This window comes from Dyella sp. (genome assembly GCF_036746095.1).
Classification (GTDB): Bacteria; Pseudomonadota; Gammaproteobacteria; order Xanthomonadales; family Rhodanobacteraceae; genus Dyella_B.
In genome coordinates this window covers 25,134-47,562 of sequence record NZ_DAIOEU010000019.1, presented here as the reverse complement: position 1 = coordinate 47,562, position 22,429 = coordinate 25,134, and the positions used below count along the sequence as shown (strand labels likewise).

Sequence of the window (22,429 nt, the reverse complement as noted above, 5' to 3'; positions counted from 1 at the left end):
CCGAGAAAAGCCCGCGAAGCGTTGCGTGGGACAACTGCTTCGCGGGAGCGGGAAGTGAGGGAGACGCCGTCGCCGCCGGGTTCGTCTGCCTGGGGAGGATCTGACGATAAAATTTTGTTAGCGAGCCCTGCGACCGGTCCAGACTATGAAAGTCGGCACATGGCCTCCATAGCCAATTGCCCTTATTTTGTTAGGGCCATTAGGAGGGCGTTGCGTGTTTCTAGAACTCGACGGGCGGGGTCCGCTTTACGATCAGCTGACGCGTGCACTGAAAACATCCATTCTCGACGGCCGCATTGCTGCGGGCACGCAGCTGCCACCCACGCGTGAATTGGCGCACGAGCTGGAGATTTCGCGTACCACCGTACTCGCCGCTTACGAACAGCTGCGTGCGGAAGGCTTTATCGACGGCCGGGTAGGCTCGGGCAGCTTCGTCAGCCATCTGCAAGCCAGGCCGCTGGTGCATCACGCGCGCACCGACATTGATGCGCCTTCCCGCTATGCAGAACGGGCGCGCAAGGTGCGCAACTGGGATATCCCGCGCATGCATCGGGGCCTGCGTTACAACTTGGAATACGGTTATCCGATGATCAATCCCACGCTCAACAATGCGTGGGGGCGGCAACTTGCCCGCGCGGCCGTGTATACCCGCCTCAACGCGGTGGAACTGGCGGGGCTCGGCGCGCTGCGCAAGCAGACTTGTGAGTACCTGGCGCGTCGCCGCGGCGTGCAGGCGGAACCGGACGACGTGCTGATCGTCACGGGTACGCAACAGGCTATTACCCTGGCTGCGCGGGTGCTGGTGAATGAAGGCGATTCCGTGGTGCTGGAAGAGCCGCACTATTTTCTAGCGCACCAAGCGTTGGCTGCACATGGCGCCGAGCTGGTCAGCGTATGCACGGACGAGCACGGATTGATTTGCAGCGAGCTTCCCGAGCAATCGCCGCGCCTGATTTACGTCACGCCTTCGCATCATTTTCCTACCGGCGCCGTGCTTTCCATGCAGCGCAGGCTCGATCTTTTGCATTACGCCGATCGCCACCAATGCTGGATCCTGGAAGACGATTACGACGGCGAATTCCGCTACGACGCTCATCCGCTGGCAGCCTTGCGTTCGCTCGACGAACAGGACCGCGTGATCTATGTCGGCACGTTTTCCAAGGTAATGTTCGGTGGCTTGCGACTCGCGTACATGGTGATGCCGGCCGCGCTGCGCGACGATTTCCTCAACGCGAAATACCTGACGGACATGGTTTGCCCGGTCATCGAGCAAGCGGCCTTGGCGCGCTTCATGGAAGATGGCGGCTTCGAGCGCCATCTGCGCGCAGCGCGCAAGGAGCTGAAGGCGCGACGGGACATGCTGATTGCCGGTTTGCAGGAGCATGCGCGCGATCGTGTCGAGATCACCGATACGCCCGCCGGCATGCACCTGGTGGTGTGGCTCCGCGGCTATGATGCGCCACGTCGCGAAGCGCTGGTCGCCTATGCGCACGAACATGGCCTGGGACTTCACCCGATGAGTCCGCTGTATGTGCATGCGCCACAGCGGCAGGGCTTGTTGCTGGGTTATTGCGGGCTGTCGGTGAACGAGTTGCGGGAAGCGATGCGCTTGTTCGGCCAATGCCTGGACTACATGGAGCAGGCGTAAGGCCGCAGCCGGGCAGCAGTCCTGCCGCCCTCGGCCAGAGCGGCCGGTTGGAAGTTTTTTCATAAGCTTCGGAACGAAGGGCCAGCAGCGCTTGGTGCACCGCGACAAGCTTTGCCTTATGCTGAGCGGCTTTCCCTGCTTTGGCAAAGATGTGAGGAGTGCCCCATGGGCCTGGATATGGTTAGCGCCGGCCGCGACGTGCCGAACGAGATCAACGTCGTCATCGAGATTCCGAAGGATGCGGAGCCGGTCAAATATGAAGTGGACAAGGAAAGCGGTGCGATTTTCGTGGATCGCATCCTCTCCACTCCCATGCGCTACCCCTGCAACTACGGCTATGTGCCGGGCACCCTGGGCGGCGACGGCGACCCGCTCGACGCGCTGGTCATCCTGCCGCTGCCGCTGGTACCGGGTTCGGTGATCCGCTGCCATCCGGTCGGCATGCTGAAGATGACCGACGAGGCCGGTTCGGATGAGAAGCTGGTGGTGATCCCGTCGAAGAAGATCTTCCCGGGCTACGCGCACATTGAAGACATCAAGGGCGTGTCCGGTCATTGGCTGGAGCGCATCGGCCACTTCTTCGAGCACTACAAGGATCTCGAGAAGGGCAAGTGGGTGAAGCTGGAAGGCTGGGTGGGCGCGGCTGAAGCCAAGGCCGAAATCATTGCTGGCGTGGGGCGTTGCAAGCAGAAGGCGTAAGGCCAGATATATCGTCGTCCCGGCAAAGCCGGGACCCGGCGACTTGCAGGCACTGGACCCGGCATTCGCCGGTACGACGGATCGGTAACGTTGATGCCCGTGCCGTCAGTGGACGTTTAAACGTCCAAACCCCGCTCCCACGGTGGTACGTCGCCAAACTGCTCCGCCAGGAAATCCGCAAACGCCCGCACGCGCAGCGGCACCAATCGCCGTTGCGGCATCACCGCATAGATACCCGTCTCGGCAATCGCATACTCCGGCAGCACCACTTTCAATCGCCCCGCGCGCAAGTCATCGCACACGTGCCAGGTGGAATGCTGCGCAATGCCCAGTCCGGCCAGCGCCGCGTCGCGTCGCGCAGCATTTCGCCCAGCGTCGATTCCAGCCGGCCATTGATCCGCACCGTGTGCAACTGGCCTTGCGCATCGTGCAGGCGCCAGATGTCCTGGCGGCCATGGCTGCCGACCAGCATCAGGCATTCGTGTTTGCCCAGCTCCTCCGGCGTTTTCGGCGCTCCAAAGCGCCGCAAATAATCAGGCGAGGCGCACAGCACGCGCCGGTTCGCCGCCAGCTTGCGCGCCACCAAGCGCGAGTCATGCAGTGCGCCGATGCGAATGGCAAGATCGAAGCCGGCACTGACCAAGTCCTGCAGCTCGTCGCTGAAGTGCACGCTCAAACGCACGCGCGGATAGCGCGCCATGAAGGCCGGCAGCAGCGGCGAGACAAATTGGCGGCCGAACGATGCGGAGGCCGTAAGGCGCAGGGTCCCACCCACATCCGAGGCGCCTTGGCGCAGCCCTGACGTCAGCGCCTCCAGATCCTCCACCAGGGTCCGTCCTTGCTCGGCCAGGGCCAGGCCTTCCGGCGTGGGGCTCAGCCGACGCGTGGTCCGATGCAGTAGCCGTACGCCCAGATGCTGTTCCAACCGCTTCAAACGCTGGCTGGCGACGGCGACGGAAAGATCCAGGCTGCGTGCGGCAGCGCTGATCGAGCCCTGATCCAGCACGCGCATGAACAAGATGAGGTCGCCGACGCGATCCATATTTTCAATGAATTATTGAAAGTGATTCGCCATCCTGGTGGTTTTTGCTGAAGATGCAAGCGCCTACGCTGCAGCCCATCGCTTTTCGATGGAGTCGATTGCATGGCCACCTCCCCCTCCCGCCCTATGCCGCTGGCGCTGTACGCATTGGCTGCCGGCGCTTTCGGCATTGGCACCACCGAGTTCGTGATCATGGGCCTGCTGATCCAGGTGGCGACCGATCTGCAAGTGAGCATCGCCACCGCCGGCCTGCTGATTTCCGGTTACGCGCTCGGCGTGTTCGTGGGCGCGCCGATACTGACCATCGCCACCAGCCGCTGGCCGCGCAAGGCGGTGCTGATCGGGCTGATGGCGATCTTCACGCTCGGCAATATCTGCTGTGCGATGGCGCCGAACTACACGGTGCTGCTGCTCGCACGCGTGATCACCTCGCTGGCGCACGGCACGTTCTTCGGTGTCGGCTCCGTGGTCGCCACCAGCCTGGTGGCGGCAGCTCGTCGCGCTTCGGCGATCTCGATCATGTTCACCGGCCTCACTATCGCCACCTTGCTGGGTGTGCCGGCGGGTGCATGGCTGGGTTTGCACTTTGGCTGGCGTTCGACATTCTGGGCCGTTGCCGCAATCGGCGTCGTTGCCATGCTGGTGATTGCCGCACTGGTGCCCGCGAGCCATGAACATGGCAAGCGCATCGCAGTGCGCGAAGAATTGCGCGTCATTGGCAATCCCTCCGTGCTACTTGGCTTGCTGATGACAGTGCTTGGCTTTGCCGGCGTGTTTACCGTGTTCACCTATATCCAGCCGATCCTCACCGAGGTGACCGGATTTGCGCAAAGCGCGGTATCGCCCATCCTGCTGATGTTTGGCGTGGGCCTGGTCGCCGGCAACCTGCTTGGCGGCAAGCTTGCCGATCGCCATTTGACACGTGCCTTGCTGCTGACGCTGGTCGCACTGATGGTGGTGCTTGGCGTGATGACATTCGCGCTGCACAGCAAAATGCTGGCGGTATTGTTCGTGGGACTGCTCGGCATTGCCGCCTTCGCCACCGTTCCACCGCTGCAGTTGTGGGTGCTGCACAAGGCGGAAGATGCGAAGAGCCTGGCCTCCAGCTTGAACATCGGCGCGTTCAATCTCGGCAATGCCCTCGGCGCATGGCTCGGCGGCATCGTGGTGATACGCGGCCCTGGCCTCGGCGCGCTCACCTGGATAGCGGCGCTCGTTACTTTCTCGGGCTTATTGATCGCCTTGTGGGCGTGGCAGCGCGAAACGAATCTGCCGCGCCTGCCAGCGAATACGTGCCCGAGCCGTAGCGCCTGATAGTGGCCTCACCGCGCAATGGGAGCACGCAAAGAACAAAAACTTCGGCTGGAATCTGAGCCGCGAACAGATCGCACGACCGGATGCCGTCAACGCCGTCACGCCACCTTATCCCCACTACCCGTATTGGAATGGCCAATTCGCCAAGCGCACACCGCCGGCCGTCCAGACCTCGTCAACCGTTGGAGACCCATGATGAAAGCCGTCGCCCTCACCCGTTATCTGCCTATCGATGATCCGCAGTCACTGCTCGACGTGGAGCTGCCCAAGCCGGAGATCGGTCCGCACGATCTGCTGGTGCGCGTGGAAGCGGTATCCGTCAACCCGGTCGATACCAAGCTGCGCTCGCCCAAGCCAAACGTGGAAGCACAGCCGCGCGTGCTCGGCTTCGATGCCGCTGGCACGGTCGACGCGGTAGGCACCGACGTTACCGGCTTCGGGCCGGGCGACGAGGTGTATTACGCCGGTGACGTTACGCGCGCCGGCAGCAATGCCCAATACCAGGCGGTGGATGCGCGCCTGGTTGCACGCCGTCCGCGCCGGCTGGATGCCGCTGCCGCCGCGGCATTGCCGTTGGTCGCCATCACCGCGTGGGAGTTGCTGTTCCATCGTATGCCGTATCGGCCCGAACGTGGTGGCGACGGCAAGTCGCTGCTGGTGATTGCAGGTGCCGGCGGGGTAGGTTCGATGGCCATCCAACTAGCGCGCCGCGCCGGCTTCACCGTGATCGCCACGGCATCGCGGGCCGAAACGCAGGCGTGGTGCCGTGCGATGGGGGCGCAGCATGTGATCGATCATCGTCAGCCGTTGACGCCACAACTGAACGCACTGGGTTTCAATGAAGTTGACGCCGTGCTCAATTTGGCCGACACCGCCCACTACTGGACCGAACTCGGCGAACTGCTGGCGCCACAAGGACATGTCGGCTTGATCGTGGAACCGAAGACGCCCGTGCACATCGGCGATCCCTACAAAGCCAAATGCATTGGCATCCATTGGGAAATGATGTTTGCGCGGCCACGCTACCAAACCGCCGATATGGGCGAGCAAGGACGCATCCTGGAACGTGTGGCGGCGTTGATGGACGAAGGCGAGCTACGGGGCATCCAACGCGAGACGTTGAGCCCGATCAATGCGGAAAACCTGCGTGACGCGCACCGGCGATTGGAGTCGGGCAGCACGATTGGCAAGCTGGTGCTTGCGGGCTGGTAGCTGGTTCTCATAAGGCCGTCATTCCCGCGAAAGCGGGAATCCATGTTGTTCTAACGCCGAAATCGAAGATGGATTCCGCTTTCGCGGGAATGACGACTGCGTGGATTGCCACAAAATGCAGATGGTGTACGTGGGCCCGGCCTTCGCTGGGCGACGAGTAGCTTCAGTGATGCACCATCGGCTTGGCCGGCTCGCCCTTCTTGCCCAGCTCCTCGAGCAACGTCGACAGATCTTCGGCGTGCTCCTCCTCCTTCGCCAGAATTTCTTCCATCACGCGACGCGAGGTGGGGTCATCATTGCCAAGGTATTGGGCGATATCACGGTAGCTATCGATGGCGATGCGTTCGGCGATCAGATCTTCCTTGAGCATGTCCACCAGATCGGCGCCTTCGACGTAATCGGAATGGCTGCGTGTCAGCAAACCATCCGGATTGAAATTCGGCGCGCCATCGAGTTGCGTGATGCGTCGCGCCAGCATGTCGGCATGCTCTTCCTCTTCCCGCGCGTGCTCCAGGAATTCTTCCGCCACACTCTTGGCGTGAATACCCGACGCCATGTAGTAGTGCCGCTTATAGCGTAAGGTGCACACGATTTCGGTGGCGAGCGCTTCATTGAGCAGCTTGACCACGGTATCGCGATCGGCTTTGTAGCCCTCGGTGATCGCGCCTTTTTCGATATGTTCCCGCGCGCGCTTGCGAATGGTCTGGATGTCAGTGAGAAAGGGCTTGGACGCCATGGCTATCTCCCGCATTGAGCCGTTGCTGCCTGCCATCCTGTCTTTGCCGCCGCGAAGTACGGGTGAAAATAAAGTCGCGAAGGCGTTCCGCCCAGCCCGATCGCTATGTCAGCTCGTAATCGAAGACGTAGAAATGCTTGCCTTGTTCGATCTGAATCTGCATGGAGCCAGTTAAGGCAACACTGATTAAGTATCGCCGTCGTCATGATGTCTGGAAGGCTCGCAGGGTGTGTCGCGTGGCGCCGGGAAGACTGGCCGTCTTGCCCAAGCCGCGCGGCGCAGCCTGCGGGCCTTCCAGACATCACCCCATCACTTTGTATTCAACCTGTTGGGGCCAGCCCTGTCTGTTCGCATGCCTTCGGTCCGCCGTCTCGACAGACAGCCAGTCTGCCTTCGCCGGCGCCCCTGTGGCCTGCGAACAGACAGGGCGGGTGACGACGGCGATACTTAATCAGTGTTGCCTTAAACCCGTCAATGCATCCGTTCCCGAATCCGGCACGACGGTTACCGACAACTCCGGCACGCCACGATTCATGATGCCGTGATGCTGCAACACGAAGCTGCCTTGTTTGCCGTGCAAAGAACCGGTCACGCGCTCGATCGCCACGTAGCCAGCTGAGCCCTGCACCTGTCCCATGGCGGAAAGCATTTCGCCAAGGCTGGTGGCCTCAAGATCGCCGTGGAATTGCTTGTCGAGCGTCATCCGCCCAAGGTTGGCCTGCTCGATGCCGGGCGCTGCCGGCTGCGGTGCGAGCTTCACGTCGAAGGGTCCCTTTGCCTGCATGGCACATCGCCTTTTTTGGTTATTGGACATTACTCGGGATACGGACCGGAATCTGGAATGCCCAAGGTCCCGAGCCCCGGCCTTTGCCGGGGCGACGGGCAAGGCATGCGTCGATGCAAGCATTACGCCTTGTGATAAACCTCGGCGCCTTGCGCGCGGAATTCCGCTGCTTTCTCGGCCATCCCTTCTTCCAGCGCGGCGGTTTCATTCACTCCGTGCTCGGCGGCGTAATCGCGTACGTCCTGGGTGATCTTCATCGAACAGAACTTCGGACCGCACATGGAGCAGAAGTGCGCGGATTTGTGTGCATCCTTCGGCAGCGTCTCGTCGTGGAATTCGCGCGCCTTGTCCGGATCGAGGCCGAGGTTGAACTGGTCATCCCAACGGAATTCGAAGCGTGCCTTGCTGAGTGCGTTGTCGCGCACCTGTGCACCTGGATGCCCCTTGGCGAGATCGGCCGCGTGTGCGGCGATCTTGTAGGCGATGATGCCGTCGCGCACGTCCTGCTTGTTCGGCAGGCCAAGATGTTCTTTCGGCGTGACGTAGCAGAGCATGGCAGTGCCGAACCAGCCGATCATCGCCGCGCCGATGGCGCTGGTGATGTGGTCGTAGCCGGGTGCGATGTCGGTGGTGAGTGGCCCCAGCGTGTAGAACGGTGCTTCGTGGCACTTCTCCAGCTGGCGTTCCATGTTTTCCTTGATCAACTGCATCGGCACGTGGCCGGGGCCTTCGATCATCACTTGCACGTCGTGTTTCCAGGCGATTTGCGTGAGTTCGCCCAGCGTGTCCAGTTCACCGAATTGCGCCGCATCGTTCGCATCCGCCACGCATCCCGGACGCAGGCCGTCGCCGAGGCTGAAGGATACGTCGTAGGCTTTCATGATGTCGCAGATTTCCTCGAAGTGCGTGTAGAGGAAATTTTCCCGGTGGTGCGCCAGGCACCACTTGGCCATGATCGAGCCCCCGCGCGAGACGATGCCGGTAACACGCCTGGCGGTAAGGGGCACGAAGCGCAGCAGCACGCCGGCATGGATGGTGAAATAATCCACGCCTTGCTCGGCCTGCTCGACCAGCGTGTCGCGGAACAATTCCCAAGTCAGGTCTTCAGCGACGCCGCCGACTTTTTCCAGCGCCTGGTAGATCGGCACCGTGCCGATCGGCACCGGCGAATTGCGGATGATCCATTCGCGCGTTTCATGGATGTTCTTGCCGGTGGAAAGATCCATTACGGTGTCGCCGCCCCAGCGGATCGCCCACACCAGTTTTTCCACTTCCTCGGCAATGCCGGAACTGACCGCGCTGTTGCCGATGTTCGCGTTGATCTTGGTGAGGAAGTTGCGGCCGATGATCATCGGCTCGCTTTCCGGATGGTTGATGTTGGCGGGAATGATGGCGCGCCCGCGCGCCACTTCGTCGCGCACGAATTCGGGCGTGATCAGTTTGGGCAGCGAGGCGCCGAACGATTCGCCCGGATGCTGCTTGCACAGCGCGCTGTGCTTGAGCGCCTCGACCCGCTGGTTTTCGCGGATGGCGATGTATTCCATCTCCGGCGTGACGATCCCGCGGCGCGCGTAGTGCATCTGCGTGACGTTGGCACCGGCTTTGGCGCGCAACGGTGCGCGCGTGTGGCCGAAGCGCACGGCATCCAGCTTGGCATCGGCGGCGCGCTCGCGACCAAAGGCGGAGGTGAGTCCCGGCAACTGCTCGACGTCGCCGCGCTCCATGATCCACGGCGCACGCAACGCTGGCAGGCCTGCTACGAGATCGACGGTGTAGCCAGGATCGGTATACGGACCGGACGTATCGTAAACGGTGATATCCGGATTGGCCTCGCCGCCGAACAAGGTCGGTGTCTGCGCCTGCGTGATTTCGCGCATCGGCACGTTCAGATCAGGACGGCTGCCCTGGACGTGGATCTTGCGCGAACCCGGAATCGGGCGCGTGACGGCTTCGGAGAGTTCTTGCGCGGCGCGCACGAGTTCGGAGGGCAAGGCATTCATCGGCATTCGTCCAGTGCTCAAGCGGTATCCCGGGGGAACGCGCTTTGTTGGGAAATCCGCACATGGATGTGCGGGGTGTTGCGAACGGATTCGCATACGAGCAACTGAAGCGATGGCGCCAACGCACGGCGGTGATCGTGCGACGAAGCTCCCTACACCGGTGCTAACCGGATCAGGTTCGAAGGGACTCTCTCAGCCGACAGGTGGTCGGCACCCCCGCTTCCTAACAACAGCCCCGCTATTTGACCATGAAGCGGGGTGATAAACGAGTGCAGGCTAGCTGTAGCTCAGTGCGAAGGCGCGTAGGCGCGCAGGAACATGGTGACGCTGGCGCGGGCGTTTTCTTCGATTTCCCTGGCGTAGGCCTGCTGGCAATCGACGCAGCCGAACATGTGCCGCATCATGGAATCGCCCTTGATCAGCGAAATGAACTGCGTGGCCGCGCGCGGCACGTTGGCGATGTCGAGCTTGCCGGCATCCACCGCCTGTTGCAGCAGGCGCTCCAGCAGGGCACGGGAGCGCATCGGGCCTTCTTCCCACATCAACTTGCCGTAACGCGGATTGCCTTGGCGGCAGTCGCTGAGAATGGCGCGGAACGTCCCCACGGTTTCCGGATCGCAATCCAGGCGCGCGTGCGTGAGGGCGATGCGGTTGAGGATCTCGCCGATATCGGTGCTGGAGTCGAACTGGTAGGTCTCTTCGGGCAGGAGATCCTGGATGCGTGCGCGGATGACCTCGCGGAACAGGTTGTCCTTATCACCGAAATGACTGTAGACCGTAAGTTTGGATACGCCCGCCTCCGCGGCGATGGCATCCATGCTGGTGCCGGCGAAGGCATTGCGTATGAACAGAGCCTTGGCGGCCTCGAGAATGGCCGCGCGCTTTTCCATGTCCTTAGGGCGACCTGGCCCATGCGGCTTGGCTAGCGGGATCGAGTTCATAGATGCACCTTCACAAATCAGAAAACCCAATTTAATATACGGGCCGGTTTACTTATTTTCCGAATGATACCGAATATTTCGGCCCATGTGCGTAACGACTCCAGAAATGGCGCTCAGCGCTCCCTACCGCAAGATCCAGCGCCTGCTTTCGGCGTGGCTGGAAGATAGCCGGACAGCGCGCAGACAGGTATTCGCGATCCGCGCCCTGATGCCGACTCTGGATGCTACGGACAAGCATCGTTTGTGCCGTTGGCTGGCGTGGTGGTGCGTTGCGGCGGGATCGCGCGGCGAATGGTTGCTTGGGCGCATCGAGCGGCTTGATCCGGCGCTCGGCGCGGGTACCGAAACGGCCCTTTCGCGCCTGCCTCCCGGGCTGGGTTTGAGCGCTGTTCGCTTGCATCGGAAGAGCGCGTAAGTGTCCGCGGACACAGGAGATTGCATGACTTACGTCAGGTCGTTGCGATGACTTCCGGCACTTCGTGTACGGCATGTCGCACCGCAACCTTACCATTGTCGAAACGGGGTCTAAACGCTTATCCTTTTTGATCTTTTTTGATCCGTATAGGCTGGTTTTCATGGCGATGAACTTCGATCAGGCGCGTCAAAACATGGTTGAGAACCAGGTGCGCCCCTGGGAGGTACTGGATGGTCGCGTGCTTGACGTGCTGCGTCACGTCCGTCGCGAAGACTTCGTGCCGCCTGCGCATCGCCAACTGGCCTTCGCCGACCTGAACCTGCCGCTTGGCCACGGCGAAGTGATGATGAAGCCGGTGATCGAAGGCCGCGTGCTGCAGGCCCTGGAATTGAAACCCGAAGACAGTGTGCTGGAAATCGGCACCGGTTCGGGCTTCCTCACCGCCTGCCTGGCCAGCCTGGCCGGCCATGTCACCAGCGTGGATATCCATGCCGACTTCACTGCTGCCGCCGCTGAACGCCTGAAAGCGGCCGGCATCGCCAATGTGCAATTGCTGACCGGCGAAGCCGTAAGCGGCTGGCAGCCGCAAGGCACGTTCGATGCGGTGATTGTCACTGGCGCCGTTTACCGTATTCCCGACCGTTTCCTCAGCTGGCTCAAGCCCGGCGGCCGGTTGCTCGTCGTTCGCGGCGAGTCGCCCGTGCAGCAGGTGCTGGTGCTCACGCACGAAGGCAACGGCCGCTATCGCGAGGAAAGCCTGTTCGAGACGGATCTGCCCTATCTCGCGCACGCCGAACCACCCCGCCGATTCGTTTTTTGACCCTGATCGATTCCCCGACCTACGAGGCGAACCATGCGCTTGAAGCTTCTGACCCTTGCCCTGTCCCTGGCCGCAGTGTCCCTGCCCAGCCATGGCGAGGATTTGCTGGATGCATACCGTCAGGCGCGTGCGAACGACCCTGTGCTGGCACAGGCCGACGCCACCCGTCTCTCCGTTCACGAAGGCATCCCGCAGGCACGCGCGCTGCTGCTGCCGCAGATCAGCGCGGGCATGAGCCTGCAGCAACAAAGCATTACCGGCAATAACAATTTTACCGGCCTCAACAACGGCAACAGCGGCATCATCAGCGGACACGAGCGCACGCGCTCGATTTCGGCCAGCATCGACCAGACCATCCTCAACCTGTCCGATGTCGCCAACCTCCAGGCCGCGCACTCCACCGCCGATGCGCAGGAAAAAACCTATGAGGCTGCCGCGCAGGAATTATTCGTGCGCGTCGCCAGCGCCTATTTCACTGTTTTGAACGACGAGGAACAGGTCGCTTACGCCAAGGCGAACGAAGAAGCCTTTCGCGTCACCTACGACCAGGCCGAACAGCAATACAAGGTGGGCATTGCCGCCATCACCAACGTGTATCAGGCCAAGTCGTATTACGAAGCCGCCAAGGCGACCACGGTGACTTACGAGAACACCCTGGCCAACGATCGCCAGGCGTTGAGCGTGATCACCGGCAAGCCGGTCGGCGATCTGAAGAAGCTGCGCGACGACCTGCCGATGACGCCGCCCGCGCCGGCCGATCCCCAGTCATGGGTGGACAGTTCGCTGAAGAACAATCCGACCCTGCTGTCCTCGCAGCTCTCCGTCGACGCCGCGGAGCATACCGTCAACGCCGCCCGCGCCGGCCACTTGCCGACGATCACGGCCAGCCTGTCTCGCGGCAAGAGCACTTCATGGCTTGAGAACGGCAGCTACAACGTCGCCGGCAACGGCCGTTACGGCAACACCATCGGCATCACGCTGTCGGTGCCGATCTTCGAAGGCGGCGCCACGCAGTCGAAGGTGCGTCAGACCATCTATCAGCGCGATGAAGCGCAGGATTCGCTGGAACTGACCCGCCGCCAGACCATCCAGAACACGCTGAACTACTACAACTCGGTACTGGCCGGTATCAGCGAAGTGGAATCGGGCAAGGCCGCGGTGGATTCGGCGCAGAAGGCCGTGGACGCCACCAAGGCCGGCTTCCAGGTGGGCACGCAGATCATGCTGGACGTGTTGACCTCCATCCAGCAGCTGACCCAGGCGCAGAGTACCTACTCGACGGCACGCCATCAGCTGGTGCTCAACCGCCTGCTGCTGAAGCAATCGGCCGGCACCATCACCTATGACGATATCCAGAACGTCAATTCGCTATTGCAGTAACCTGCATGAATCGATCAAAAAAGGCCGGACGTTCCGGCCTTTTTTGTGCCTGCAAGAAAACTATTCCTGCAGCATTCGATCGATCAGATGCATCACGCGCCGCACGGCGCCCCGCTCGCTGTCGAACACTACCCGCGCCTGGCGCCCCATCTGCCTGCAACGCACCTCGTCCTGCAGCAGTTCCAGCACCTCGCCACCTAGCGCTTCGCTCTGCATCACGCGCTTCGCGCCGCCGCCGCGAATCAGCGTCAGGGTGATTTCCTCGAAATTGAAGGTATGCGGCCCCACCAGCACCGGGCGAGCCAGCGAGGCAGGCTCGAGCACGTTGTGGCCGCCGATCGGCACCAGGCTGCCGCCGACGAAGGCGACGTCGGATGCGGCGAAAAACGGCATCAGCTCGCCCATCGTGTCGATCACGAAGACCTGGTGTGATTCCCCCGGCACGCGGTCGGCACTGCGCATCGCCATAGTGAAGCCCAGGCTGCGCACGGAATGCTCCACCAGGCGGAAACGCTCGGGATGGCGCGGCGCGATCAGCAACAAGGCATCGGGCAGCCGCTTGAGCACTTCCAGGTGCGCCTCCAGCACCGCCAGCTCCTCGCCCTCGTGCGTGCTGGCGGCAATCCATACCGGACGCAGATGACCCCATTGCTGACGGAATGCTTCGCCGCCTTCCAGTGCGCCATCCGGCACCGGCATGTCGAATTTGAGATTGCCGCTGACGGTGACCAGGGCCGGATCGGCTCCCAGCAACCGATAGCGCGCGGCATCGGTGCGCGATTGCGCCGCGATCTGCCGCACGCAGCGCAGCGCCGAGCGCAGCAACGCGCGCATCGGTGCGTAGCCGCGCAGTGAGCGGCCGGACAGGCGCGCATTGACGATCATCAGCGGAATCCCGCGCCGATAGCAGCCGAAGTACAGGTTCGGCCAGATCTCCGTCTCCACGATCAGCGCCAGCCGCGGCCGCACCTGCTTGAGAAAGCGATGCACGGAGAACGGCAGGTCGTACGGCAAATACACATGAAACACGCTGTCGCCAAACAGCTGCTGCACGCGTGCCGAACCGGTGGGCGTCACCGTGGTAACGACCAGCGGCGCGTTGGGGTAGTCCTGGCGCAGTGCCTTGATCAACGGCTCGGCCGCATTCACCTCGCCCACCGAGACGGCATGCACCCAGATGCTGCCGCGCAGGTCCGGCGCCTTGAAGAAGCCGAAACGCTCCGGCCAGCGCTGGTGGTAATTGCCGTAGCGCATCCCGCGCGTCAGCAAGCGCATCACGATCAGCGGCGTGGCCAGGTACATCAGGAGGGTGTAGAGGTAGCGCAACGTGGTGTCGTTCCGGCCCGGGACGCGAAAGTATACGGGTCGACACGCCACCCGCCTTCGGTCGAACAGGAGAGGGAACGTAAGCCAGCCGCTACAATCGTCCGAATGCCCGGAACACCTTATCCCTCTTTCACCCGCTCCCTCCTCGCACCGCGCCTTTGGCCGGCATGGATCGGCTTAGGGCTCATGAAGCTGATCGCCATGCTGCCGTTCCCGGTATTGATGGGCATCGGCCGCGCGCTGGGCTGGTTGATCGAACGCGTTCCCTCGCCGCGGCGCAAGATCGCCGCGACCAACATCGCGCTGTGCTTCCCCGAGCTGGACGCCAAGGCGCAGGCGGCACTGGTCGATGCGCATCTGCGCGACATCGGCATGATGCTGGTCGAGTTCACGCTCGGCTGGATGGGTTCGGACCGCGCCATCGAGAAGATCCCCGTGACCATCGAAGGGCTGGAACATCTGGAAGCCGCGCACGCCCAAGGCCGAGGCGTGCTGCTGGTCGGCGGCCACTTTTCGCACCTGGAACTGTGCGCGCGGCTGGTATCGCAACGCATCCGCATCGCCGGCATGTACCGGCGCATGGACAACCCGGTGTTCGAATGGGCGGTGCTGCGCGCACGCCTGGGCTATGCACGTGCGATGTTCGACAAGGACGACATCCGCGGCACCGTGAAATACCTGCGCAGCGGCGGCACACTGTGGTACGCGCCCGACCAGGACATGCGCAGCAAGGACAACGCCTTCGTGCCGTTCTTCGGCGTGATCGCCGCCACCATCACCGGCACGCATCACCTGGCGCGCCTGTCCCGTTCGGTGGTGGTGCCGTTCTTCCACCGCCGCCTGCCGGGCAGCCAGGGTTATGCCCTGCGCCTGGGCGCGCCGCTGGAAAACCTGCCCGGCGCGGATGCCGAGGCCGACACCGCACGCATCAACCATTGCATCGAGGACATGGTGCGCGAGGCGCCGGAGCAGTACCTGTGGGTGCACAAGCGCTTCAAGACGCGGCCGGAAGGTTCTCCACCGATTTATTGAGCGGCGATCACCCGACAGGCTGGCGTCAGCCTCTCCCGGTACATAGGCGCATTGGCCCTCTTCGCGCCCATCGTCATGCCCCGCAACCACTCCCTTCGCCGGTCGGAAAACCGTCCGGCACCGCCGATTGCCGTAAGATTTTGCGTCAGGCTGACCAGGAACACGGCATGACAGCGCAGCAAGGACAGCAGGCCCGGGCCTGTCCGATTTTCATGTACCACAACGTCGCGCAGGCGCCACGCGGCCTCGAGCGCTGGCGCAGCCTGTATGTGAGTCCAGGTGCGTTCGCGCGCCAGATGTGGCTGCTCAAGCGCCTGGGCTACGCCGGCCTGTCGATGCGCGATGCGATGCCTTACCTGCGCGGGGAGCAGCAGGGGCGCATCGCGGTCATCACGCTGGACGACGGCTACGTCGACAATCTCCAGTTCGCCATGCCAGTGCTGCAACGCTACGGCTTCACCGCCACCTGCTACGTGGTGAGCGGCAGCATCGGCGGCTACAACAGTTGGGACGCCGAAAAGCTTGGCATCCGAAAACCCTTGATGACCCCAGGGCAGCTGCGCGCCTGGCACCAAGGCGGCATGGAAATCGGCGCACATACGCGCTCCCATCCACGCCTGCGCCAATGCAGCGACACGCAGCTGCACGATGAGATCGCCGGCAGCAAGTCCGATCTCGAAGACGTGCTGGGCGCGCCGGTCACGCAGTTCTGCTACCCCTACGGCGACATGGACGATCGGGTCGCCGACATAACACGCGCATCAGGCTACATGGCGGCCACGACCACCCAGCGAGGCCGCGCCATCATCGGCACGGATTTGTGGCGCCTGCCGCGCGTGCAAGTCGCTCGGCATCACATGCTGCCGCAATTCGCCATGCGCGCATTCACCCAATACGAAAACAAACGCTACGAGAGCGGGCGCGCATGAAATTCCTTTTCGTCGGCACCAATCCGGAAAACACCGGCGCGGCCACCCATTTCGTGGCCTTGGCCCAGGCCATGGTGGAAGCGGGCCATGAGGTCAGCGCGGTGGTTTATCCAGGTGGCTTGATCGCCAACGCCTTGGCCAACTCGGGCGCCAAGCTTTATCCGGCGAAATTCCGCAATGTGTTCGACCTGCGCGGCTATCGCGCCACCTTCAGGGCGGCGCGCGACCTGCAACCGGATTGGCTGGTCGGCAACTTCGGCAAGGAATACTGGCCGTTGATCCTAATGAGCCGTGTGCTCGGCATACCGGTCGCGCTGTTCCGCCATCGCACGCCTCCGATGGGACGCGTGTCCGGTTACCTGGTACCGCGCCTGGCGCGACGCTTTTTTGCCGTCTCCGCGCATGCACGACAGGCTTACCTGGAACGCGGCGTGCCGCCGCAACGGGTGCGCGTGCTGTACAACCCGGTCAACATGGCGTGGTGCAAGCCGGACGCGCAACGCCGCAGCGAGATCCTGCACCGGCTTGGCATCCCGCAGGATGCCATCGTGCTGGGCTACTTTGGCCGCATCCATCACAGCAAGGGCATTTTTACGCTGCTGGAAGCACTCGATGGCGCGATGGCACAGGAATCTCGCCTGCACTGCCTGTGGCTGGGCCATGGCCCGGACGTGCAACCGTTGGGCGAGAGCATCGAGGCCGGCTCCTTTGCGCATCGCCATCACATGCTCGGCTGGATCGACGACGTGCATCCCTACTACAGCGCGATTTCGATGCTGGCGTTCCCCTCCATCGCCACCGAAACCTTCGGCCGCGTGTCGGTGGAAGCCCAAGCTGCCGGCGCACCGGTGCTCGGCAGCCATATCGGCGGCGTGCCTGAAACGCTTTCGCCCAACGTGACCGGATTGCTGCTGCCGCCCGGCCACGCAGCTGCGTGGCGCGATGCCATTCTCAAGATGTGCGAGGCGGGCACGCGCGAGCCGATGGGTGCGGCGGCACGCGATTTCGTGGACCGGCATTTCAGTACGCGCGTGATTGCGGACGAGTTTGTGCGGATATTGGGCAACGACTAACGCCACGCTCTCGACGCTGTCATTCCCGCGAAAACGGAAGACAGCCATGATATTTATTTGCGCAGCGCCCTATGCGCCTCATGCAACTTGGCGTACTTCAAAAACACATAAAACGCGCCCAATACGCTGGCGATAAATCCCGCCCAGCCGCTCAAGCAATACCGTTTCAACACAAACTGCCGAAAAAAGAACAGCGGCGGATACATCACCATGCGCACACCGGTAAACCGCTGCCCACGACGCAGCTTATGCGCCACCATGCCGCTGCTGTAGCGATTGATCTTTTCCACGCGGGTGGCGATATCGCCGTCACCGTTGTTGACGAAATCCGCGCCCCATAGCGTTTTCACCGGCCCGCGCACTTCCACCGCCGAATGCACTTCCACATCGTTCATGCCGCCACGCCTGCGATTGAACAGCCGCAGGTGACCATTGCGGTGGCTCCACCGATGCTGCACGGTCCAGAACATGCGCTCGCGACGCGGAATGCGAAAACCGTCGTGCCGGGGATCTTCCAGCGCACGCTCGATGATGGCGCGCGTGCCCGGCGAAAGAATCTCGTCCGCATCCAGGTTGAGAATCCAGTCGTTGCGTGCCAGATCGTAGGCGCGCTGTTTTTGCGGACCGTAATCGTCGAACGGATGCACGTCCACCCGCGCGCCATGCATGCGCGCAATCGCCACCGTGCTGTCGCTGGAACCGGAATCGAGCACGACAATTTCGTCCGCCCAGTCCACCTCGCGCAGGCAGGCATCGAGGGTGTCGGCGTTGTTGTAGGTGATCAGCACTACCGAAAGCGGTTCACGTGCCATCGCCCGGCTCCTTCGTCACAGCAAACAGCGCAGCACACCATAGCCCCAGCAGCCACGCAAACAACAGGCCCCACCAGGCGGAATAAAAGGCCAGATGGGAATTGAGCGGAAACAGCATCGCCGCCAGCGATACGGTGATAGGAAACGCCGCCGCTCGGCCAACCGTCCCCGCACGGCGCCACGCGCGAACGGCAAGCGCCACACCCGCCAGCCATGACAGTGCGCCCGCGATACCGGTTTCGGCCAGCACCTCCATCACCAACTGATGCGGATGGCAGGCGCCGACGCCATCGCCGCAATTCTCCGCCACCATGAAGTGATCGTTCGCCGGCGCGTAATGCGGATAGGCGTAACGGAATCCACGCACACCCACGCCAAGCAGCGGATGGGCCTCGATCATGCGCCAACCGGTATGCCAGATATCCAGGCGCCCCGTCGCTGCTTGGTTGATCGATTGCTCGTTCCCGCTGAAAACCATCAACGTGCGCTGCATGCGTGCATCGAAACGCGCCGAGGTCTTCCAGGCGATACCGCCTGCCGCCAGCAATGCCAGGCCACATGCCACACATATGGCCAAAAAACGCAGCGGCGAACCTGCTTCGCGCCAAATGAACACCAGCGTGACCACGCCAAAGCCGATCCACGCGGAACGCGAGCCGCTCAGCAATACCGGACCAAGCAGCAGCAGGAACACGAGGACCAAGCCCCACCTTCCTCCATGATGGCGCCCCGTCCACAGCAAGAACGGCGACAGCACCGCCAATGTCGGCCCCAGCTTGGGATCGTCCGCGCCGAACAAGCCGGAGATGCGTTCGGGCTCCGCATGGCCGCGCAGGCTCCAGCCGGTCAGCATTTGCATCCATGCATCCACCACCCAGAATAGGATCACGGCAGCCAACGCCGCATAGAACCGGTGCAGCGACCGCGTGCTACGCAGCGTATGGGCCGCGTATAAGCCAAGCGGCAGATAGCGCAGCAGTCCGGCCGTGGTGCTCCAACTTTTGCCAGGCATCACCGCCGCGAACGATGACACCAAGGCCGCACCGACGTAGCAGGCCAGCAACACGAAAAACAATCGCGCCGCGTAATCGCCACGCCACGCTGTACGGTCACGGCTAAACACCAGTACAACGCCGACCAGACATAGCAGCGTGCCGAGCTCAGCACTCCGGCCAAACGGCAGCAGCACCGCCAGCAACCACAGCGGCCACCATGCGAAGAATCCGATGCTTTGCAGAAAATCCGGGAGACGCTGAGAGGTCACGGGCGGGGGAGTGAGGCCTAGTCAACGCAGGACAATAAACGAGCCAAATGGCTGCTGTCACCGCGTGGGCTGGGACGATCCCCCGCAACATGCACGTGGGGATGCGGGGATTGCCTTTCGAGACTACAAAGTGCAGGGCTAGCCTGTCACTTCCTCGTACAACGCCAATGCGGCGTGCTGCATGTCGATCAGGCGATAGCGTTGCAGCGGCGCGATGGGTGGCGCGACGCGCAGCAGTTCGGCGGCACGCTCGACCAGGCGCTCGCGGTCGCCGGGCGGTACGCGGCCGGCGGGATAGAGCTCGGCCAACAACTCGCCCACGCCACCGTGGGCATAGCCGAGCACGGGACGGCACAGCGCCAAAGCCTCCACCACGGTGCGGCCGAAGGCTTCGGGTTTGTTGGAAAGTTGCAGCACCAGGGCGGACATGGCGTAGATGTCCCGCACGTCCTGGCGTGCCGGGGTCATCACTACCTGGTTTTCCACGCCGCGGCCTTTGATCAGGTCTTTCAACTCGCGCACATAGGCTTCACGACCGGGCTCGACCACGCCGAGCAGCAGCAGGCGCGTGTCGATGCCGCGCTGCTTGAGCTCGGCCACCAGTTCGATCGCGTCGTGATGGCCTTTCAGGCGCGTGCCTCGGCCGGGCAGGGTAAGCAGCGGTGCGCCGGCGAGCTTGGGAAATTCGTTGAAGAAGGCCTTCTGCCAGCCCTCCTCGGGACGATGCCCGTACGGAAAGGCTTCCGGATCGATACCGCGCGGAATGATGCGGATGCGGGTGGTATCGAGCTTGCTATAGTGGCTGATGAGGTAATCGCGCACCGTTTGCGAGACCACCACGATGCGCTCGCCGCGCAGCATGATCGCGCTGTAGCGGCCGGGCGAGTTGAGCCCGTGCACGGTGGTGATGAAATGCGGCCTGGGCGACATGCCCTTGAGTGCCCACCAGCCCAGCCATGCCGGCAGCCGCGAGCGAACGTGGACCACGTCCGGCTTCAGCTCGCGCAGGATGCGCCGCAGGCGCCACAGCCTGCCGAGCGTGCTCAGCGACTTGCGGCCGATATCCAGGGTGATGTGTTCGCTGCCTTCGGCCTGGAGCTGCGCGGTCATACGGCCGCCCGCGGAAATGACTACCGAGCGATGTCCGGCCTGCACCAGCGCCTGTCCCATCTCCAGCACCGAGCGCTCAGCGCCGCCCGAATGCAGCGCGGGGATGAGCTGCACAACGGTCAGCGTTCTGGCCGGTGTGGCGGCAACGGACATGGTTCCCTCATTCGCAACTCTCATCCGTAGAATCCAAGCAGCAATCGTGCCGTTTCGCGCGGGCTATGCTCGGGAGCGAGAGCTGCGGCTCAGTCGCGCAGGACGTAATGCGCGCCGCAGTAAGGACATACGGACTCGCCGCCATCCTCAACGATAGGTAAATAGACTTTCGGATGGGAGTTCCACAGCGCCATACCGGGCATTGGGCAGGACAGCGGCAGGTCCGAACGCGTCACTTCGTAACGATTTTCGGCATTGGCCGGAATGAGCTTGGGGGCTGCGGCAGAGTTACCCGACATGGGATGTTGCTCCAGGGGTGAGGCTATGGGACCGCTTATCTTAGCAAGGGAGAAGGGGTGAGTAGCGAGGGCGCAGCCGCCCGCGGCCCACCCCTCCTTCTGCGATCCTTGCGTCAGGCTTACTGCCCAGCCTTCGGCACCGAACCTTCGGTGGTGATGTTGATCTGGATCTCGTCGCTCACCTTGGGCACATACGCGCCCAGGCCGAACTCCGAACGCTTCAGCGTACCGGTGGCGTTGAAGCCGATCGCCTGCTGGCCGGTCATCGGATGCGCGCCGACGTTGTTGAGCGTGGCATTGAGTACCACCGGCTTGGTCACGCCGTGCACGGTGAGATCACCGGTCACCTTGTAGTGCTTGTTGCCCAGCGATTGCACGCTGGTGCTCTTGAAGGTGATGGTGGGGTACTTCTCGGCGTCGAAGAAATCCGGCTCCTTCAGGTGCTTGTCCAGTGCCGGCACGTGCGTGTCCAGGTTGCTCAGCGGCATGGTCACGTCCACCGAAGCCTTGGACGGATCCTTCTCGTCGAACACCAGCGTGCCGTCGGAGATGCCGATGTCGGCCACGGGATGGGAGAAGCCGAAGTGGCTCCAGCTGAACAGCACCATGGTGTGGCTTGGATCGAGCTTGTAGGTCTGCGGTGCGGCCTGGGCCGACAGCGCGGCGCCGAGCAAACCGGCCAGCAATACGTAGCGAAGCATGCGCATGAAAAGTCTCCTGCCTTCAATCAAAGTGGATAGGGGAAAACGCTTTATTGCTTTGAACAAACGATTGCCGCGCGGCATCACCGCACGGCAATCCGTGGGAAAACCTCATGCGACGCGGCAGGCCTCATCAAACGACAGGCGCGGGCTGCGCGCGAACAGATCGCGGCTGCTGTCGCCGTAACCGATATTGATCAGGAAGTTCGACTTGATCGTGCTGCCGGCGAAGAATGCCTGGTCGACGCCGGCATTGTCGAAGCCGGACATCGGGCCACAATCCAGGCCGATCGAGCGCGCGGCCATGATCACGTACGCCCCTTGCAGCGTGGCATTGCGGAACGCCGTAGTATCGATCAGCGCTTGATTGCCGACGAACCAGCTGCGCGCATCGGCATGCGGGAACAGGTGGGGCAGCTTTTCGTAGAACGCATGATCCGTTGCCACGATCGCCGTGACCGGCGCCGCCAGCGTCTTGGCGCGATTGCCTTCGGAGAGGAACGGCTTGAGCTTTTCCTTGGCCGCCGCGGACTTCACGAACACCAGCCGCATCGGCGAGGAGTTGGCACTGGTCGGGCCGAACTTGGCCAGTTCGTACAGCGCGTGCAACTGCTCGTCGGTCACTTCCCTGGGCAGAAAAGCGTTATAGGTACGGGCCGTGCGGAACAACTGGTCTAATGCTGCCTCGGCAAGCTTCTCGCTCATGGGTATCCTCTGCGTGAAGAGTGAAAGACCAGAG

21 protein-coding genes, 1 pseudogene and 1 riboswitch are annotated in these 22,429 nt (G+C 62.6%); of the genes and pseudogenes, 10 read left to right on the top strand and 12 right to left on the bottom strand.

Features of this window, described 5'->3' with window-relative positions; translation table 11 throughout:
• Positions 1-214: 214 nt before the first annotated feature.
• A complete protein-coding gene (locus tag V7M64_RS10245) occupies positions 215-1,648 on the top strand; it encodes a PLP-dependent aminotransferase family protein (RefSeq protein WP_333679045.1) in 1,434 nt (477 codons plus the stop codon).
• A gap of 165 nt (positions 1,649-1,813) precedes the next feature.
• Positions 1,814-2,347, top strand: a complete 534-nt coding sequence (ppa, locus tag V7M64_RS10240; protein WP_333679044.1) for an inorganic diphosphatase — start codon at positions 1,814-1,816, stop codon at positions 2,345-2,347.
• Between the two features lie 116 nt (positions 2,348-2,463).
• On the opposite strand, the pseudogene V7M64_RS10235 reads toward ppa, so the two are convergent.
• Positions 2,464-3,389 (bottom strand): annotated as a pseudogene (locus V7M64_RS10235) (LysR family transcriptional regulator).
• Between the two features lie 102 nt (positions 3,390-3,491).
• Between V7M64_RS10235 and V7M64_RS10230 the strand changes: the two are divergent.
• Both V7M64_RS10230 and V7M64_RS10225 read left to right on the top strand, forming a co-directional pair.
• Positions 3,492-4,703, top strand: a complete 1,212-nt coding sequence (locus V7M64_RS10230; RefSeq protein WP_333679043.1) for an MFS transporter — start codon at positions 3,492-3,494, stop codon at positions 4,701-4,703.
• 195 nt (positions 4,704-4,898) lie between these two features.
• Complete coding sequence (locus V7M64_RS10225; protein WP_333679042.1) at positions 4,899-5,915, top strand: zinc-binding alcohol dehydrogenase family protein; 1,017 nt, start codon at positions 4,899-4,901, stop codon at positions 5,913-5,915.
• Between the two features lie 163 nt (positions 5,916-6,078).
• Here V7M64_RS10225 and V7M64_RS10220 read toward each other — a convergent pair whose 3' ends face one another.
• The 4 genes from V7M64_RS10220 to V7M64_RS10205 all read right to left on the bottom strand — a co-directional run bounded on the left by V7M64_RS10220 (position 6,079) and on the right by V7M64_RS10205 (position 10,376).
• On the bottom strand, positions 6,079-6,651 hold the full coding sequence (locus V7M64_RS10220; RefSeq protein ID WP_333679041.1) for a ferritin-like domain-containing protein: 573 nt from the start codon (positions 6,649-6,651) through the stop codon (positions 6,079-6,081).
• A 451-nt stretch (positions 6,652-7,102) separates the two neighbouring features.
• Complete coding sequence (locus tag V7M64_RS10215) at positions 7,103-7,435, bottom strand: DUF3224 domain-containing protein (protein WP_333679040.1); 333 nt, start codon at positions 7,433-7,435, stop codon at positions 7,103-7,105.
• Between the two features lie 122 nt (positions 7,436-7,557).
• Positions 7,558-9,435: a phosphomethylpyrimidine synthase ThiC gene (gene thiC, locus V7M64_RS10210; protein WP_333679063.1), complete on the bottom strand. Its 1,878-nt coding sequence runs from the start codon at positions 9,433-9,435 to the stop codon at positions 7,558-7,560.
• A 132-nt stretch (positions 9,436-9,567) separates the two neighbouring features.
• Positions 9,568-9,663: riboswitch (TPP riboswitch) on the bottom strand.
• 59 nt (positions 9,664-9,722) lie between these two features.
• Positions 9,723-10,376: a TetR/AcrR family transcriptional regulator gene (locus tag V7M64_RS10205; RefSeq protein WP_333679039.1), complete on the bottom strand. Its 654-nt coding sequence runs from the start codon at positions 10,374-10,376 to the stop codon at positions 9,723-9,725.
• Between the two features lie 106 nt (positions 10,377-10,482).
• Here V7M64_RS10205 and V7M64_RS10200 point away from each other — a divergent pair, with 106 nt between their 5' ends.
• The 3 genes from V7M64_RS10200 to V7M64_RS10190 all read left to right on the top strand — a co-directional run bounded on the left by V7M64_RS10200 (position 10,483) and on the right by V7M64_RS10190 (position 12,991).
• The gene (locus tag V7M64_RS10200; RefSeq protein ID WP_333679038.1) at positions 10,483-10,791 is read left to right on the top strand and encodes a hypothetical protein; all 309 of its coding nucleotides are present in this window, start codon (positions 10,483-10,485) and stop codon (positions 10,789-10,791) included.
• 160 nt (positions 10,792-10,951) lie between these two features.
• Positions 10,952-11,611, top strand: coding sequence for a protein-L-isoaspartate O-methyltransferase (locus tag V7M64_RS10195; protein WP_333679037.1), 660 nt, complete (start codon positions 10,952-10,954; stop codon positions 11,609-11,611).
• 33 nt (positions 11,612-11,644) lie between these two features.
• Positions 11,645-12,991 carry a TolC family outer membrane protein gene (locus tag V7M64_RS10190; RefSeq protein ID WP_333679036.1) on the top strand — a complete coding sequence of 449 codons (1,347 nt, stop codon included), beginning with the start codon at positions 11,645-11,647 and terminating at the stop codon, positions 12,989-12,991.
• Between the two features lie 60 nt (positions 12,992-13,051).
• Here V7M64_RS10190 and waaA read toward each other — a convergent pair whose 3' ends face one another.
• Positions 13,052-14,317 carry a lipid IV(A) 3-deoxy-D-manno-octulosonic acid transferase gene (waaA, locus tag V7M64_RS10185; RefSeq protein WP_333679035.1) on the bottom strand — a complete coding sequence of 422 codons (1,266 nt, stop codon included), beginning with the start codon at positions 14,315-14,317 and terminating at the stop codon, positions 13,052-13,054.
• Between the two features lie 105 nt (positions 14,318-14,422).
• On the opposite strand from waaA, the gene lpxL reads away from it, so the two are divergent.
• From lpxL to V7M64_RS10170, 3 genes are all read left to right on the top strand, one after another.
• Entirely contained in the window at positions 14,423-15,349 is a 927-nt protein-coding gene (gene lpxL, locus V7M64_RS10180) for an LpxL/LpxP family Kdo(2)-lipid IV(A) lauroyl/palmitoleoyl acyltransferase (RefSeq protein WP_333679034.1), read from the top strand.
• 167 nt (positions 15,350-15,516) lie between these two features.
• A complete protein-coding gene (locus V7M64_RS10175; protein ID WP_333679033.1) occupies positions 15,517-16,278 on the top strand; it encodes a polysaccharide deacetylase family protein in 762 nt (253 codons plus the stop codon).
• Positions 16,275-17,351 carry a glycosyltransferase family 4 protein gene (locus V7M64_RS10170; protein ID WP_333679032.1) on the top strand — a complete coding sequence of 359 codons (1,077 nt, stop codon included), beginning with the start codon at positions 16,275-16,277 and terminating at the stop codon, positions 17,349-17,351. Before V7M64_RS10175 ends, V7M64_RS10170 begins: the two co-directional genes overlap by 4 nt.
• Before the next feature lie 53 nt (positions 17,352-17,404).
• Here V7M64_RS10170 and V7M64_RS10165 read toward each other — a convergent pair whose 3' ends face one another.
• The 6 genes from V7M64_RS10165 to V7M64_RS10140 all read right to left on the bottom strand — a co-directional run bounded on the left by V7M64_RS10165 (position 17,405) and on the right by V7M64_RS10140 (position 22,395).
• On the bottom strand, positions 17,405-18,163 hold the full coding sequence (locus tag V7M64_RS10165; RefSeq protein ID WP_333679031.1) for a glycosyltransferase family 2 protein: 759 nt from the start codon (positions 18,161-18,163) through the stop codon (positions 17,405-17,407).
• Complete coding sequence (locus V7M64_RS10160; RefSeq protein ID WP_333679030.1) at positions 18,153-19,427, bottom strand: O-antigen ligase family protein; 1,275 nt, start codon at positions 19,425-19,427, stop codon at positions 18,153-18,155. Before V7M64_RS10160 ends, V7M64_RS10165 begins: the two co-directional genes overlap by 11 nt.
• 138 nt (positions 19,428-19,565) lie before the next feature.
• Entirely contained in the window at positions 19,566-20,690 is a 1,125-nt protein-coding gene (locus V7M64_RS10155) for a glycosyltransferase (protein ID WP_333679029.1), read from the bottom strand.
• A gap of 89 nt (positions 20,691-20,779) precedes the next feature.
• Positions 20,780-20,989 carry a zinc-finger domain-containing protein gene (locus tag V7M64_RS10150; protein ID WP_324147952.1) on the bottom strand — a complete coding sequence of 70 codons (210 nt, stop codon included), beginning with the start codon at positions 20,987-20,989 and terminating at the stop codon, positions 20,780-20,782.
• 119 nt (positions 20,990-21,108) lie between these two features.
• Entirely contained in the window at positions 21,109-21,696 is a 588-nt protein-coding gene (locus V7M64_RS10145) for a YceI family protein (protein WP_333679028.1), read from the bottom strand.
• Between the two features lie 105 nt (positions 21,697-21,801).
• A complete protein-coding gene (locus V7M64_RS10140) occupies positions 21,802-22,395 on the bottom strand; it encodes a malonic semialdehyde reductase (protein WP_333679027.1) in 594 nt (197 codons plus the stop codon).
• Positions 22,396-22,429: the final 34 nt, after the last annotated feature.